15 protein-coding genes are annotated in these 13,939 nt (G+C 68.4%); 3 read left to right on the forward strand and 12 right to left on the reverse strand.

Translation table 11 applies throughout. The features are described from left to right. Positions 1–12: 12 nt before the first annotated feature. From AC1DJ5_RS05985 to AC1DJ5_RS06000, 4 genes are read right to left on the reverse strand one after another with little or no spacing between them, the layout of a single operon-like run. Complete coding sequence (locus AC1DJ5_RS05985; protein ID WP_477019992.1) at positions 13–1,050, reverse strand: quinone-dependent dihydroorotate dehydrogenase; 1,038 nt, start codon at positions 1,048–1,050, stop codon at positions 13–15. Continuing rightward, positions 1,047–1,403, reverse strand: a complete 357-nt coding sequence (locus AC1DJ5_RS05990) for a DUF952 domain-containing protein (protein ID WP_477019993.1) — start codon at positions 1,401–1,403, stop codon at positions 1,047–1,049. Before AC1DJ5_RS05990 ends, AC1DJ5_RS05985 begins: the two co-directional genes overlap by 4 nt. Beyond that, positions 1,400–1,897: a SixA phosphatase family protein gene (locus tag AC1DJ5_RS05995; RefSeq protein ID WP_441454190.1), complete on the reverse strand. Its 498-nt coding sequence runs from the start codon at positions 1,895–1,897 to the stop codon at positions 1,400–1,402. The genes AC1DJ5_RS05990 and AC1DJ5_RS05995 overlap by 4 nt, the downstream gene beginning before the upstream one ends. Before the next feature lie 10 nt (positions 1,898–1,907). After that, positions 1,908–2,699, reverse strand: a complete 792-nt coding sequence (locus AC1DJ5_RS06000) for a class I SAM-dependent methyltransferase (protein ID WP_441454189.1) — start codon at positions 2,697–2,699, stop codon at positions 1,908–1,910. A 46-nt stretch (positions 2,700–2,745) separates the two neighbouring features. Between AC1DJ5_RS06000 and gloB the strand changes: the two genes are divergently transcribed. After that, a complete protein-coding gene (gene gloB, locus AC1DJ5_RS06005) occupies positions 2,746–3,474 on the forward strand; it encodes a hydroxyacylglutathione hydrolase (RefSeq protein WP_441454188.1) in 729 nt (242 codons plus the stop codon). A 37-nt stretch (positions 3,475–3,511) separates the two neighbouring features. On the opposite strand, the gene AC1DJ5_RS06010 is transcribed toward gloB, so the two are convergent. The 6 genes from AC1DJ5_RS06010 to AC1DJ5_RS06035 form a co-directional block, all read right to left on the reverse strand. Beyond that, positions 3,512–4,189, reverse strand: coding sequence for a hypothetical protein (locus tag AC1DJ5_RS06010; protein ID WP_477019994.1), 678 nt, complete (start codon positions 4,187–4,189; stop codon positions 3,512–3,514). A 137-nt stretch (positions 4,190–4,326) separates the two neighbouring features. Further along, entirely contained in the window at positions 4,327–5,163 is an 837-nt protein-coding gene (locus AC1DJ5_RS06015; RefSeq protein WP_441454186.1) for a DUF4908 domain-containing protein, read from the reverse strand. Positions 5,164–5,211: 48 nt separating this feature from the next. Further along, entirely contained in the window at positions 5,212–5,937 is a 726-nt protein-coding gene (phbB, locus tag AC1DJ5_RS06020) for an acetoacetyl-CoA reductase (protein ID WP_441454185.1), read from the reverse strand. A 94-nt stretch (positions 5,938–6,031) separates the two neighbouring features. Next, positions 6,032–7,102, reverse strand: coding sequence for an NAD(P)-dependent alcohol dehydrogenase (locus AC1DJ5_RS06025; RefSeq protein WP_441454184.1), 1,071 nt, complete (start codon positions 7,100–7,102; stop codon positions 6,032–6,034). 5 nt (positions 7,103–7,107) lie between these two features. Beyond that, positions 7,108–7,860, reverse strand: a complete 753-nt coding sequence (locus tag AC1DJ5_RS06030) for a DUF72 domain-containing protein (RefSeq protein ID WP_441454183.1) — start codon at positions 7,858–7,860, stop codon at positions 7,108–7,110. 153 nt (positions 7,861–8,013) lie between these two features. Then, positions 8,014–8,802, reverse strand: coding sequence for a hypothetical protein (locus AC1DJ5_RS06035; RefSeq protein WP_477019995.1), 789 nt, complete (start codon positions 8,800–8,802; stop codon positions 8,014–8,016). A gap of 255 nt (positions 8,803–9,057) precedes the next feature. Between AC1DJ5_RS06035 and AC1DJ5_RS06040 the strand changes: the two genes are divergently transcribed. Together AC1DJ5_RS06040 and AC1DJ5_RS06045 are read left to right on the forward strand one after the other, a co-directional pair. Next, a complete protein-coding gene (locus AC1DJ5_RS06040) occupies positions 9,058–9,849 on the forward strand; it encodes a TSUP family transporter (RefSeq protein WP_477019996.1) in 792 nt (263 codons plus the stop codon). Positions 9,850–9,905: 56 nt separating this feature from the next. Next, on the forward strand, positions 9,906–10,913 hold the full coding sequence (locus AC1DJ5_RS06045; protein ID WP_477019997.1) for a histone deacetylase family protein: 1,008 nt from the start codon (positions 9,906–9,908) through the stop codon (positions 10,911–10,913). 6 nt (positions 10,914–10,919) lie between these two features. Here the strand turns inward: AC1DJ5_RS06045 and AC1DJ5_RS06050 are convergent, their stop codons facing one another. Both AC1DJ5_RS06050 and AC1DJ5_RS06055 read right to left on the reverse strand, forming a co-directional pair. Next, entirely contained in the window at positions 10,920–12,494 is a 1,575-nt protein-coding gene (locus AC1DJ5_RS06050; RefSeq protein WP_477019998.1) for an ATP-binding protein, read from the reverse strand. 61 nt (positions 12,495–12,555) lie between these two features. Continuing rightward, positions 12,556–13,917, reverse strand: a complete 1,362-nt coding sequence (locus AC1DJ5_RS06055; protein ID WP_441454178.1) for a glutamate--cysteine ligase — start codon at positions 13,915–13,917, stop codon at positions 12,556–12,558. Positions 13,918–13,939 lie beyond the last annotated feature (22 nt).

The following is a 13,939-nucleotide window of genomic DNA, read 5'->3' on the forward strand; positions in this document are numbered from 1 at the left end:
CCTAATGCTCCGTCAACGGCCCGAACCGACCGCTTCGGAAAGCGCGGCGAAGCCCTCGGCGCGCAGACGCGCGGCGAGGTCCCGTTTGATCCGTCCGATCAGGCCGGGGCCTTCATAGATGAGGGCCGAATAGACCTGGACCGCCGAGGCGCCGGCGCGGATGCGGGCGAAGGCGTCCTCGCCGCTCTCGATGCCGCCCACCGCGATCAGCGGCAGCCGCCCGGCGGCGGCTTCGGCGGCGGCCTGCAGCGCCTTCAGCGCGAAGGGTTTCAGCGGCGCGCCCGATAGGCCGCCGGCCTCGCCCGCGAAGGCGGATCTCAGCGAGGCGGGCCGTTCCAGCGTGGTGTTGGACACGATCAGGGCGTCGATGCCGTGCGCCAGCGACGCCTCGACGATCATGCCGATTTCTTCGCCGATCAGGTCGGGGGCGATCTTCAGGAAGACCGGGGCGCCGTCACCGGGGCGGGCCTCGTTGATGCGGCCCAGCAGGTCGTCCAGCGCCTCGCGGCCCTGAAGCGCCCGCAGGCCCGGCGTATTGGGCGAGGAGATGTTGATGGTGAAATAGTCCGCGAGGCCCGCCAGACGACGCAGACCCGCGACATAGTCAGCTGCCTTGTCCTCGGTGTCCTTGTTGGCCCCCAGGTTGGCGCCGACGACGGCGCGTTTTGGGCGACGCGCCAGCCGGACGGCGAAGGGCTCCAGCCCCTCGTTGTTGAAGCCCATCCGGTTGATGACGGCCCGGTCCTCCGCCAGGCGGAACAGGCGCGGCTTGGGATTTCCGGCTTGAGCGCGCGGCGTGACCGAGCCGCATTCCACCGCGCCGAAGCCGAGCCGCGACAGGCCTTCCAGCGCCTCGCCGTTCTTGTCGAGGCCCGCCGCCAAACCGACGGGATTGGGCATGTCCAGACCGGCCACACGGGTGCGCAGGATCGGATCGTCGGCGCCCGGCGTCGGAAGCGGCGTGACCTGAAGGGCGCGGATCGCCAACCGGTGCGCGGTCTCGGGGTCCAGCTGGCGCAGGGCGATGGCGCCGAGGTCGGTCAGGCTCATGGGGTCTCGCTCAGGATCATCTCGCCCGCGTCCGTCACCAACAGGGCGCGCACGCCCCGCGTCGCCGCGACGGGCAGGGGGCCGTAGATGTGGGGGAACAACGCCCCGCCGCGCGACGGTTCCCAGACGAGGGCGTTGCCCAGGGCCGTCAGGTCGACCTCGACCAGCATCAACTCGTCCTGGCCCGCATAATGCTTGGCGGCGGTGCCGGCCAACTGGTCGGCGGCGGACAGGTGGATATAGCCGTCAGCATGGTCGACGGGTGAACCGTCATAGCCGCCCTCGGCCAGGGCGGCGCGCCAATCGGCGCGGCTCAGGATCTTGAAGGCCGTGGTCGGCAGGTCGTCGGTCATTTTTCGACGTCGTGCGGGGTCAGCCAACCCTCATAGGAAGGGCGTCCGGCGACATCGACGGCGAAGACGGCCGCCGCCCCGGTGGGGAAGCCGCCGCTCATCTTGTCCAGCACGCTGGGCGAGGCCGCGCTCTCGATCAGATATTCGACAGCCAGCTGATGCACCCCCGGATTGTGCGCCACCAGCAGCAGGCAGCCGGCCTCGTCCTCGGCGGCCTCGACCGCGCGGCGCAGCGTTGCGGTGGAGGCGTTGTAGAGGGAGGGAAGCAGATGCACCTCGACGTCGCCCATGGCTTCGCTGACCGCATCCCAGGTTTCGTGGGTGCGACGCGCGCTGGACACCAGGGCCGTGTCGGGGCGCAGACCGCGTTCCGCCAGGGCGCGGCCCATGGCCAAGGCGTCGTCGCGGCCATGCTTGGACAGGGGGCGGTCGATGTCGCCGCCGGGGGCGGTCTTCTCGGCCTTGGCGTGGCGCATCAGGATCAGTCGCTGCATGGGGCCCGCCTTAAGGCCGTTTGGGCGCGGCGCCCATAGCGGCGTGGGCGGTTTGGGCCGCATGGGCGGGCGGTCCGTGGTCGCGCGAAGCCGGCGACGGCGTCAGCGACGGCCGCGCGGCCAGCACCGCCTGGGCCAGTCCCTGCGGCCGCACCCGGGCATAGGCCTGACGCGTGGCCTCCAGCATGATCAGGCCCGCCGCGCCGGGGAAGACCCGACTTCCGACCTGCTCGAACCCCTCAGCCATGGGAAGAAGGAGGCGCCACGGCGGGACATAGAGGGCTTGCGACCAGGCGGCGGGCTCCAGCCCGACCTCGCGCACCAGCCGCTCCAGCTGACCGCGCGTAAAGGGCCGTCCATGGCCGAAGGGGGTGGTTTCCGCCCGCGCCCAGAGGCCCCCGCGCGCCGCCGTGGCCAGAATGATCCGTCCGGCGGGGGCCAGGGCCCGCACCGCCTCGGTCAGCAGGGCCAGGGGATCGTCGGCCTCCTCCAGCGCATGGACCAGCAGGATGCGGTCGAAGGCGCCGGCGGCGAAGGGCAGGCGTTTCTCATCCACCAGCAGGGTGCGGTTTCGCCCCGCCGCCGCCCATTGCTCGGCCCCCTGCGCCCCCGGCATGGCGGCGATCACCCGCCGCGCGCCGACGAAGCCGCCCAGCCAGGGCGTGGCGTAGCCCAGGCCCAGAACGTCGCAGCCCGTCGCCTCGCCCCAGGCGTCGTCCAGCCGCCGCGCCAGCATGCGCCGCACCAGCGCGCCGGTCGGCTCGCCGTAGAAGGTGCGAAGATCGTCGATGCTGCGCCGCATGGACGCACTATAGTCCGTTGACCGCCCCCGCTGCTAGGATGCGTCCATGACCCTGACCGTGCGCCAATTTTCCTGTCTGTCGGACAATTACGGCTTCCTGATTCGGGACGAGGCGACCGGTCTGGTCGCCACTGTGGACACGCCCGACGCCGAGGCCATCCTCGCCGATCTGGCGGCCTCGGGCTGGGGCCGGCTGGACCTGATCCTCAACACCCACTGGCACCCCGACCACACGGGCGGCAACGAACGGCTGAAGGCCGAGACCGGCTGCGAGATCGTGGGACCGGAGGAAGTCCGTCGCGCCGCGCCTCTGGACCGCGTCGTGGTCGACGGCGACGTGGTGATGCTGGGCCAGACGGCGTTGGAGGTCATGGTCACGCCCGGCCATACCCTGGACCATGTGGTCTATCGGTCGGTCGAGGATGATCTGGCCTTCGTCGGCGACACCCTGTTCGCCCTCGGCTGCGGCCGGCTGTTCGAAGGGACGCCGGACCAGATGTGGGACAGTCTGAACCGCATCGCGGCCTGGCCCGAATCGACGACCCTCTATTGCGCTCACGAATACACCGCCGCCAACGCCCGCTTCGCCCTCAGCCTGGACGACCGGCCGGAAATGCAGACCCACGCCGAGGCGATCTTCGCCGCCCGCGAACGCGGCCAACCGACCGTGCCGACCCGCGTCGGTCTGGAGCGCCGCTTCAACCCCTTCCTTCGCGCCGCGAACGCCGCCGACTTCGCCGCGCGGCGCGCCGCCAAGGACGGGTTCACGGGGTAGGGCGAGTGTCCGCCAAGGACATCAAGGGGATGGGCGGCTAGGCGATGAAGCCTTGGCGTCCAAGCGCGCCAGCGCGGCTGAGCCGGATAGGGCGCAGACTGTACCAAATGATGAAACCGACTATCGCCGCCATGCCAACGGCCGAAGGAAGGACCTGGCTCAGTGGCTGCCACTCGGCCAGAAGATTGCCAGCGCCGGCCGAGAGCATGGCGAAGTAGAAGCCGATCATCTTGACGCCGTGATCCAGCGGCCGAACCCGGCGATACCAAACCCCGACCCACAGCGGGCGGCTGAGATCATAGGCGGTCATCGTGAGCAGATAGCCGATGGCCGAGTAACCGATGGCTGGGGTCCACGAGGCATCGCCTTGTCCCATCTGGAACGCCACGAGCAAGGCCAATCCCACGCCCAGCATTGAAAGCAGCGTGTCCGGCAGGCGCGGCCCGCGACGGGTAAGCGACAGGCTGCGTAGCCCGCTCAAATATTGATAGCCGGCCGTGAGGGTCGCGGCGACCAGCGGCGCGGGCGGCCGGAACAGGATCACCGCCAGCACCGCGCTGGACAGGACCACCAGTCCCAGCCCTGCGGTCGCTCGCCCAGACCAGCGATGCAGCGGGCCGCCTTTGCGGCTGAACAGCGGTATAAGGCCAATGAGCAGGGCCAGGGCCCCGGTCGCGACATGGGTTAGTATGTTCAACGTGTGCGCATCGATCATACGCAGAACATGCATATCCGAAAGCGACTTTGGCAAGCGGGTTAGGATGACCAAGGTGTTCGCCGCACTAGCGGGCGTGTGGAGGGCCTGGAAGCGGACTCTCCCGGCGTCCGCAACCGACCGCGCAGGCGGCGGCCTCAGTCCTGCGGGATCACTGCACGGATGACGCGGGCCGAGGAGGGGCGGCCGGCGATGCCGCGTTTGGGGTCGACGACGACACGCAGGTCGCCCTGGGCGTAGCTGACCGAGGCGCGCGAGCCTTCGACGATGGTGATGCTGCGCAGCCGTTCCAGGAAGGGGCGGGCGCTGGGCGAGCGGGCGATGCGGACCACGGCGTCGGTGGTGACGATCAGGGCCTCGATGCACAGGGCCTCGGATTCCTCGCCGAAGACGTTGATACGGACCAGCCGGCCCATGGCTTCGCTGACCACGCCGCTTCGGCGGGTCATCAGATTGAACATCTGCACCGGGCCGAGGGTGGGGGGCTCCAGGCTGGCGGCGGGACCGGACAGGGACACGGGCGAACCGCCCGGACTGCGGCTCGTATAGACGGTGACGCCGCCGCTGGCCGTGACGCGCAGCACCTGTTCCCCGGCGTCGTTGCGATAGATGGTGTCGCCGCGCGGGGCCGAAGACGGGCGCAGGGCCCAGGTCTCGCTCGACCGTTCAAAGCGCAGCAGGGTCAGGGAGCCCGCACGGTCCAGCATGAAGCTCTGACCGGCTTCGGAAACATAGCGTCCCGGCGGAGGCAGGGTGCGGGTCACCGACTGGTCGCGGATCACCCGACTCTGTTCGACCTGGACGTTGGAGCGGGTCTGAGCCTCGGCCGCGCCGGCGGCACCCGCCGTCAGGCAGGCGGCCAGCACCAGCAGGCAGGCGGCGTCCAGGCGCAGACCCGCGACCGTCGTGGCGCGCGGCGCCGCGACGGCGAAGCACGACGGATTCTCCGCCTCGACCTCGACCGTTCCCATCATGAGGAAAGTGGTGGAACGCCCGAACGGCGGATTTTGGGCGAAGCAGGCTTAGCCAACCAGGTACTGGCCGCCGTTCAGCGACAGGGTGCAGCCTGTGACATATCCGGCACGCTCGCCGGTCAGCCACGACACCATGTCGGCGATTTCCTCGCCTTTTCCGAGTCTTCCAACGGGGATCTGGGAGATGATGGCGTCCAGCACCTTTTGATCCATGGCTCCGACCATTTCGGTGTCGATATAGCCCGGTGCGATGCAGTTCACGGTCACGCCCTTGCGCGCGTTTTCCAGCGCCAGCGCCTTGGTGAAGCCGATCATCCCGGCCTTGGCGGCGGAATAGTTGGTCTGGCCGATCTGGCCCTTCTGCCCGTTGATCGAGGAGATGTTGACGATCCGGCCGAAGCCCCGGTCGCGCATGCCGTTGATCACCTGACGCGTCATGTTGAAGACGCTGTCCATGTTGACGCGGATCACGTCGGACCACTGGTCCGCGCTCATCTTGTGGAAGAAGCCGTCGCGGGTGATACCGGCGTTGTTCACCAAGATGTCGATGGGACCCAGTTCGGTCTCGACCTCCTTCACGGCGCGCTCGCAATCCGCGAACGAGCCGACATTGCCCTTGATCACCATGACGCCCAGTTCGCGCGCCGTGGCGGCGGCCGCTTCGTCATTGCCGGAATAGCCCGCGGCGACGGCCATGCCGTCTTCCCTCAGCCGCTGGACGATCGCCTTGCCTATGCCCCGGGTTCCCCCGGTCACCAGAGCCACTCGCGCCATGATCCGCTCCCCTGTGCTGACGACGCCCGCTTGAACGTCGACCTACCCTCTGGAACAAGCCTTAGCTTGGCAAGGCTTGCGCGAGAAGACGCCGTCAGGCGGCTTGACCCATCTGGGCCATGTCGATGACGAAGCGATAACGGACGTCGGACTTCTCCATCCGCGCATAGGCCTCGTTGATCTGATGCGGGGCTATGGTTTCGATGTCGCAGACGATGCCGTGCTGGGCGCAGAAATCGAGCATCTCCTGGGTCTCGCGGATGCCGCCGATCAGGCTGCCGGCGACGCTGCGGCGACGCCACAACAGCGGCAGGGCGAAGATCGGCAGACCCTCGGTGGTCAGGCCCAGCATGACCATGGTCCCGTCGCGGGCCAAAAGGCCCACGTGGCGGGCGATCTCGTGGGTGGCGGACACCGTGTTGATGATCAGGTCGAACGTCTCGCCCGCCGCCTTCATCGCCGCCTTGTCGGAATTGATCAGGAAGTGCCTGGCTCCCATCCGTTCGGCGTCGGCCTTCTTGCGATCCGAGGTCGACAGGACGGTGACCTCGGCCCCCATGGCGACGGCCAGCTTCACGGCCATGTGACCCAGACCGCCCAGGCCGACGACCGCCACCTTGGACCCCGGCCCAACCTTCCAGTGACGCAAGGGGCTGTAGGTGGTGATCCCGGCGCACAGCAGGGGCGCGGCCGCATCCAGCGGCAGGCTGTCGGGAATGGACAGGATATAGGCCTGATCCACCGTGATGTGGTCGGAATAGCCGCCCTGGGTCATGGTCTGGCCGACCGCCGCCCCCTTGGGGTCCGGCGAGCCATAGGTGCCGGTCAGGCCGGGGACGCAGTATTGCTCCTCGCCCGACTGGCACGAGGAACAGGTGCGGCAACTGTCGACCATGCAGCCGACGCCGACCCGGTCGCCTTCCTTGAAGCGGACGACATTGGCGCCGACCGCCGTGATCACGCCCGCGATCTCGTGGCCCGGCACGATGGGATAGACGGTCCCGCCCATGTCGTTCTGAACCGCATGCAGGTCGGAATGGCAGACGCCGCAGTATTTGATCTCGATCGCCACATCGTCCGGCCCCGGATCGCGCCGGTCAAAGCTATAGGGGGCCAGCGGCTGGTCAGCAGCGGTGGCGGCGAAGGCGCGGGTCTTGATGGCCATGAGGCTCAGTCCTTGAGTTTGGCGATCAGCGCCTGGGCCGCCGCGGGGTTCCGCACCTTCGCCCCCGAGATGAAGTAGGCGAAGACATCGCCGCGCCTGGCCCATTCGCGGGTCTGGACCGCCACGGCGTCCAGTTCGGCCGAGGTCATGCCAGTCGGCTCGTCCTCGCGGCTGGACATCAGACGGGCGTAGGTAAAGTCGGCGGTGGCCTCGTCGATCTGCGGCCAGGTCGGGGATTCGTCATCGACGGCATAGACGATGGCCGCGCCGTACTGGCGGGCCAGGTCATAGAATTCCTGACAGGCGAAGGTCGGGTTGCGGACCTCCAGGGCATGGCGCAGACGCACGCCGTCCTTCTCCTGGGGCAGCAGCTTCAGGAAGCCCTCGAAGTCCTCGGCGTCGAACTTCTTGGTGCCCATGAACTGCCAGTTGATCGGTCCCAGCTTGTCGCCCAGCAGGGTCAGTCCCTGCGACAGGAAGCGGTCGAAGCTCTCGCCGCCCTCGGACAGGACCTTGCGGTTGGTGCAGAACCGGCTGGCCTTGACCGCAAAGACGAAGCCGTCCGGCGTCTCGTCGCGCCACTTCATCCAGCTGTCGGGCTTGAAGGTTGAATAGTAGGTCCCGTTGATCTCGATCGAGGTCAGCGCCCGGCTGGCGAACTCCAACTCGCGCTTCTGCGTCAGCCCCTCGGGATAGAAGACTCCGCGCCACGGCTCGAAGGTCCAGCCGCCGACGCCTATCCTGATCGCACCCGTCATGATGTCCTCCTGCTCCGGCCTTGATCGCAGGAATTTCGAGCCTTCGCTACGGGAAGCGGACCTGGGGGACCTTCGTCGCGTCGACCCGACAAGAACGCGGCCCCGCCTGACGTCAGGCGGGGCCGTTCTCCGATCAACCCTGGCGACAGACGCCTATTGCCTGATCACCTTGTAGGTCGTGGTCGTGCCGTCTTTCAGGCTTTCATACTTGATCGTCATCGCCCCGTCCGCCGGCGGCGTCAGGGTCGTTATCGAAGTCGCCTCGCCGTTGATGTGTTCGGCTTCTTCGATGCTCCCGTCCGCCAGTTGGCGTACGGTCGCTGTGGCCCCCGCCAGGTCGCCGATGATCGGAACCGCCGGGCCGCCGAGGCGAGCTTCATAGCGGTAGCCGGTCCCCGACGTGAAGCTGAAGACGCCGTCCGCCAGATGCACGGTCGCGGTGAGGCTGGCCTCCGAGGCGCTGGACACGGCTTCGCTCTTCCACGACCCCGAAATCGCGTGGGCGCCCGTCGCGCCGGCGGCGATCCGGCTCATCGTGCCTTCGCCGGAACCGGTCGTGCCGTCGGGCGCGCTGGTGTCCGTCCAGGCCGTGATCAGCGTAGCGCCGTCGGCCGAGACCTGGCTCCGGAACGTGGCCACTGGCCGCCCGCGCAGCTTCTGGGCCTCCTCCACCGTCTGGCCGTCCACGATCCGCATCGAAGTCTCGTCCCAATACGAGAAGCCCTCGACCTTGTGCATCTTGCCGTCGGCCGGGATCGAATAGACGGGCACGCAAGAGCTGCAGGTATAGACCCCGTCCTTGAGCGACTGGACGTAGGGCTTGTCCGGCAGTTGGGCCGATGCGAGGTCGACCTTCCACACGCCGTCGAAGGCACTCTGGGCGAAGGCTGGCGTGGTCAGGGTGAGCAGGCCAGCCAACGCGAACGGGAGAACCAGTTTCATCATGGGTTTCCTCCGGAAGACATCGACGCGCGTCACGCTCGCCGTGCAAAGCCAAGGTTACACGAACAATGTTCGTCGACATAACGCTTTCCAATCGTAGCCAGGATTGGGCCCATCCCCTCAGCCGCAGAAGCCCGACATTAGCCAGCGGCGGTCCATAGAGCTTTTCCCCACCGAGCCATCCAAGCCTGTCGGCGCGGTGGCGGTTTCCGGCCGCGGGGTCTATAGCGCCGCCGTTGCTGGAGTATTGTGCGCGTGTTGGACCTGACGCCTGAAGTCATCGGCCTGTTGGGTCTTGCGGCGGCAGTCGCCGGTTTCATCGATGCCATCGCGGGTGGCGGGGGGCTGATTTCCTTGCCCGCCCTGTTGTCGGTGGGGCTGAACCCTGTGGCGGCGATCGCCACCAACAAGGTGCAGGGCAGCGTCGGAACGGCCTCCGCCCTGTGGAATTTCTGGCGCAAGGGGCGGGTGGATTTCCGCCTGATCCGCTGGCCGCTGATACTGGTCGGCGTCGGCGCGGGGCTGGGGGCCATGGCCGTGACCCTGGTGGATACCCGCTGGCTGATGATCCTGCTGCCGGTGCTGCTGATCGGCATCGCCCTGTATTTTCTGTTCGGTCCCAAGGCGTCGGACGAGGACGCCCATGCCCGGCTGACCCCCCTGGCCTACGCCTTCGTGGCGGGCGGGATCGGTTTCTACGACGGCTTTTTCGGGCCGGGGACGGGCTCCTTTTTCGCCCTCAGTCTGGTGATGTTGCTGGGCATGGGGCTGACGCGGGCGACGGCGCACACCAAGGCGCTGAACCTGATGAGCAATGTCGTCGGCATCGTGGTGCTGGCGGCCGGCGGGCACGTGGTCTGGGCCCTGGCGGGCATCATGGCCGTGGGCCAGTTCGTCGGCGGGCGGCTAGGGTCGCACGCCGCCATGCGGTTCGGGCCGCGCTTGATCCGGCCCCTGCTGGTGATCATCTCCCTGGCCATCACCGCTCGGCTGCTGTCCGACCCGGCCAACCCGTTGCGGGTCATGGCAGCGGGCTGGCTTTCCTAGGCGGTTTCTGGTCCGTTTGTGGGGAAGGACGACGATGGAATGGCGGAGGGACCCCGATGTTCAAGGTGTTCGACGAGCGGCAGCTGGCGCACGCGCCGGCGCAGGAGATGCACAACGGCGGCTGGACGGCCTATAACGAGACCCCGTCGCGCGCCCTGCTGCTGCGCGAGCGGCTTGGGCCCTTGGCGCCGGCCCGGGACTTCGGCCGGGGGCCGCTGGAACGGGTGCACGCGCCCGACTATCTCGACTTCCTTGAACACGCCCACGCCCGCTGGGTCGCCGCGGGCCGTGAGGGCGACGCCGTAGGCTACGTCTGGCCCGTGGTGCGGCGCCGACCGCTGAACCTCGACCGCATCGACGCCCAGCTGGGCCGGTTCAGCTACGACGCCGGGACGCCGATCACCGCCCAGACCTGGGACGCGGCCTACTGGGCGGCGCAGACGGCGCTGACGGCGCTGCAGCCGCTGCTGGAGGGGACCGAGCGTGCGACCTTCGCCCTGTGCCGTCCGCCGGGGCACCACGCCGGCGCCGACTACATGGGCGGCTACTGCTACCTGAACAACGCCGCCATCGTCGCGCGGGCGGCACGCGATGGCGGGATCGACCGCGTGGCGATCCTCGACGTGGACTACCACCACGGCAACGGCACCCAGGACATCTTCTGGGAGGACGGCTCAGTCTTCTTCGCCTCGATCCACGGCGACCCGAGGACCGAGTATCCCTTCTTCTGGGGCCATGCGGACGAGCACGGCGAGGGCGACGGCGAGGGCGCCACCCTCAACCTGCCGCTGCCGCGCGGCACGACTGCCGAGCCCTATCTGGCGGCGTTGGACCGGGCGATGGAGGCGATCGCCGCCTTTGACCCCGGGCTGCTGGTGGTGTCGTTCGGCGCCGACACCTGGGAGGAGGACCCGATCTCGCACTTCAAGCTGACCACCGAGGACTTTCCGAAGCTGGCGGCGCGCATCGCCACGCTCGACCGACCGACCCTGATCGTCATGGAAGGCGGCTATGCGGTGGGCGCTCTGGGCGACAACGTGGCCGGGTTCCTGGCGGGCTTCTAAGGCGGCTCAGCCGGGGATCAGCATCGCCAGCGCGGTCAGCAGGTCGCGGGCGGTGATCGGTTTGGCCAGGTGCAGGTCGGCGCCGGCGGCGCGGGCGGCGTCGCGGTGCTCGGCCATGGCGTTGGCGCTCAGCATCAGGATCGGCGTGCGCTGGGCTGCGGGGCGGGCGGCCTCAAGGGCGCGGATGGCGCGGGTCGCCGTCAGCCCGTCCATGCCGGGCATCTGCATGTCCATCAGCACCACGTCGAACTGCCGGGTCTCCAAGGCGACGACCGCCTGGGCGCCGTCGTCCACGATCACCAGCTCGCTGGTATGGTCGGCCAGGATCAACTGGACGAGGCGCTGGTTGATCGGATGGTCCTCCGCCAGCAGGACGCGCAGGGGCCGCGACGGTCGCGGGGCGACAGCGATGTCGCTTTGCTCGAAGCCATGGGCGCGGGGCAGGGGCAGTTCGACCCGGAACCGGCTGCCGACCCCGGGCGTCGAGGCCCCCTCGATCCGCCCGCCCATCATCTCGACTAGGGAGCGGCAGATCGACAGGCCCAGCCCCGTGCCGCCAAAGCGCCGCGTGATGCTGCTGTCGGCCTGGGAGAAGCGCTGGAACAACTGGGCGGCGTGGTCGGCGTCGAAGCCGACGCCCGTGTCCTCGATCTCGAACGACAGCAGGGTCGGGGCGCCGTCGTCCTCGCTCAGGGCGAAGCGGACAGAGACGGAGCCTTCGGCGGTGAATTTGACGGCGTTGGACAACAGGTTGCCCAGGATCTGGCCGACGCGGACGCTGTCGCCGATGAAGGCGCCGCGCGCATGGGGGGCGCGCTCGACATGGAAGGCCAGTCCCTTGACCTCGGCGCGCATCCGCATTGTGTCCAAAGGGGCGCCCAGGGCCTCGTCCAGATCGAAGGGCCGCAGTTCCAACTCCAGCTTGCCGGCCTCGATCCGCGACACGTCCAGCATGTCCGAAACCAGCCGCTCCAGAGTGATGCCCGAAGTGGCGATCAGGGCGACCATCTCGGCCTGATCGGGCGACAGCGGGGTGCGCGACAGGGCGTCGACGATGCCGATCACGCCGTTCAGCGGGGTGCGGATCTCGTGGCTCATATTGGCCAGGAAGTCGGACTTGGCCCGGTTGGCGGCCTCGGCGGCGGCCTTGGCCTCGATCAGAGCCTGTTCGGCGGCGATCTTGGCGGTCACGTCGCGGGCCACGGCGTAGATGCGGTCGCCGAACCTCTGGGCGCGCCACTCCAGGGTGACGTAGTGGCCGTCGCGGTGGCGGTAGCGGTTGACGTGGCCCAGGACCGGGGCGCCGGGCCCCCGAGTCTCGACCTCGACCACGCTGTCGTGGGTGCCGGGCAGGTCGTCGGGATGAACCAGAGTCAGGATGGCGAGGCCGACCAGATCTTCCGGCCGATAGCCCAGGGCAGGGAACCATGAGGCGCTGACCCGGACGATGAACCCCTCCAGATCGCGGATCACCAGCAGGTCCAGCGACACGTCGAAAAAGGTCGCCAGATCGGCCGCCACGTCGCGCGCCGGCTGCGGCTGTCCCGTCAGCGATGGGGCGGCGGCGGGGGCGAAAGTCATGGGCGATCCTTACGAACTCGACGCCCTGTCTAGACCGGGTCGGTTAAGGCCGCCTTGCGTCTCAGTAGGCGAAGTCGCGATAGATGCGGCTGACGTCGCCCTGCCATTCGCCGTGATACAGCTCCAGCAGCCGGTCGGCCGGGGTCACGCCGCTGTCGGCGATGTCTTCCAGTTCCGACAGATAGCCGCGCTCGTCGACCATGCCGCCGCTGAAGCGGGCGCGGTTCTTCAGGCCGTGCTTGGCGATCTCGACCAGATCGACGGCGATGTCGCGCACGCTGCGGCCCGCCACCTCGGCCTTGAGGCCCAGACGGGTCACGTCGCGGCGCAGGCGCTCGTGGTCGGCGATGTCCCAGTCCTTGCACAGGTCCCAGGCCGCCGCGAGCGACGGCGCATCGTACAGGATCCCGGCCCACAGGGCGGGCAGGGCGCAGATCCGGCTCCACGGGCCGCCGTCGGCGCCACGCATCTCAAGATACTGTTTCAGCCGGACTTCGGGGAAGAGGGTGGTCAGGTGGTCGACCCAGTCCTTATCCGTGGCGCGGTCGCCGGGCAGGGCGTCCAGCTTGCCCTCGATGAAGGCGCGGAACGACTGGCCCGACAAGTCGACATAGGTCTCGCCGCGCTTGGCGAAATACATGGGGGTGTCCAGGGCGTAGTCGGCGTAGCGCTCGTAGCCGAAGCCGTCGGCGAAGACGAAGTCCAGCATCCCCGTGCGGTCGGGGTCGGTGTCGGTCCAGACGTTGGCGCGCGCCGACAGGAAGCCGGTCGGCTTGCCCTCGATGAAGGGCGAACAGGCGAACAGGGCGGTGGCGATGGGCTGAAGCGCCAGCGAGGTGCGGAACTTCATCACCATGTCGGCTTCGGATTCGAAGTCGAGATTGGCCTGGATGGTGCAGGTGCGCAGCATCATGTCGAGGCCCAGCGTGCCCCGCTTGGGCATGTAGGCGCGCATGATGTCATAGCGACCCTTGGGCATGACGGGGATGTCCTCGCGCCGCCACAGGGGGTCGAAGCCGGCGCCGAGGAAGCCGAGGTTCAGCTGATCCGCCACCTGTTTCACCTCCATCAGGTGCTGGCCGGTTTCCGAACAGATGTCGTGGATGGTCTGCAGCGGCGCGCCCGATAGCTCGAACTGACCGCCCGGCTCCAAGCTGATGGAGGCGGTCAAGCCCTCGGCGTTCTTGCGCTCCAGGGCGATGACGTGGCCGGCTTCTTCCACCGGCGCCCAGCCAAAGCGTTGCAGCCCGGTCAGCATAGCCAGGATGCCGCTGTCGCCCTCATAGGCGGGGCGGCGCAGGGTGGATTTGTCGAAGCCGAACTTCTCGTGCTCCGTGCCGATGCGCCACTGGTCGGCGGGCTTCTCGCCCTTCGACATGGCGTGGATCAGGTCATCTCTGGAAAGCGGCGCCGTGTCGGACATCTGTAACCCCTGCTGTCGCGGC

It is taken from the genome of Brevundimonas sp. 01N35, assembly GCF_056399785.1.

Coding starts and splice junctions, on each gene's coding strand:
- AC1DJ5_RS06050 (WP_477019998.1), bottom strand. CDS start 12,494: ATGACTTTCGCCCCCGCCGCCGCCCCATCGCTGACGGGACAGCCGCAG.
- phbB (WP_441454185.1), bottom strand. CDS start 5,937: ATGGCGCGAGTGGCTCTGGTGACCGGGGGAACCCGGGGCATAGGCAAG.
- AC1DJ5_RS06030 (WP_441454183.1), bottom strand. CDS start 7,860: ATGACGGGTGCGATCAGGATAGGCGTCGGCGGCTGGACCTTCGAGCCG.
- AC1DJ5_RS06015 (WP_441454186.1), bottom strand. CDS start 5,163: ATGATGGGAACGGTCGAGGTCGAGGCGGAGAATCCGTCGTGCTTCGCC.
- AC1DJ5_RS05985 (WP_477019992.1), bottom strand. CDS start 1,050: ATGAGCCTGACCGACCTCGGCGCCATCGCCCTGCGCCAGCTGGACCCC.
- AC1DJ5_RS06010 (WP_477019994.1), bottom strand. CDS start 4,189: ATGATCGATGCGCACACGTTGAACATACTAACCCATGTCGCGACCGGG.
- AC1DJ5_RS06025 (WP_441454184.1), bottom strand. CDS start 7,102: ATGGCCATCAAGACCCGCGCCTTCGCCGCCACCGCTGCTGACCAGCCG.
- AC1DJ5_RS06055 (WP_441454178.1), bottom strand. CDS start 13,917: ATGTCCGACACGGCGCCGCTTTCCAGAGATGACCTGATCCACGCCATG.
- gloB (WP_441454188.1), top strand. CDS start 2,746: ATGACCCTGACCGTGCGCCAATTTTCCTGTCTGTCGGACAATTACGGC.
- AC1DJ5_RS06000 (WP_441454189.1), bottom strand. CDS start 2,699: ATGCGGCGCAGCATCGACGATCTTCGCACCTTCTACGGCGAGCCGACC.
- AC1DJ5_RS06045 (WP_477019997.1), top strand. CDS start 9,906: ATGTTCAAGGTGTTCGACGAGCGGCAGCTGGCGCACGCGCCGGCGCAG.
- AC1DJ5_RS05990 (WP_477019993.1), bottom strand. CDS start 1,403: ATGACCGACGACCTGCCGACCACGGCCTTCAAGATCCTGAGCCGCGCC.
- AC1DJ5_RS05995 (WP_441454190.1), bottom strand. CDS start 1,897: ATGCAGCGACTGATCCTGATGCGCCACGCCAAGGCCGAGAAGACCGCC.
- AC1DJ5_RS06035 (WP_477019995.1), bottom strand. CDS start 8,802: ATGAAACTGGTTCTCCCGTTCGCGTTGGCTGGCCTGCTCACCCTGACC.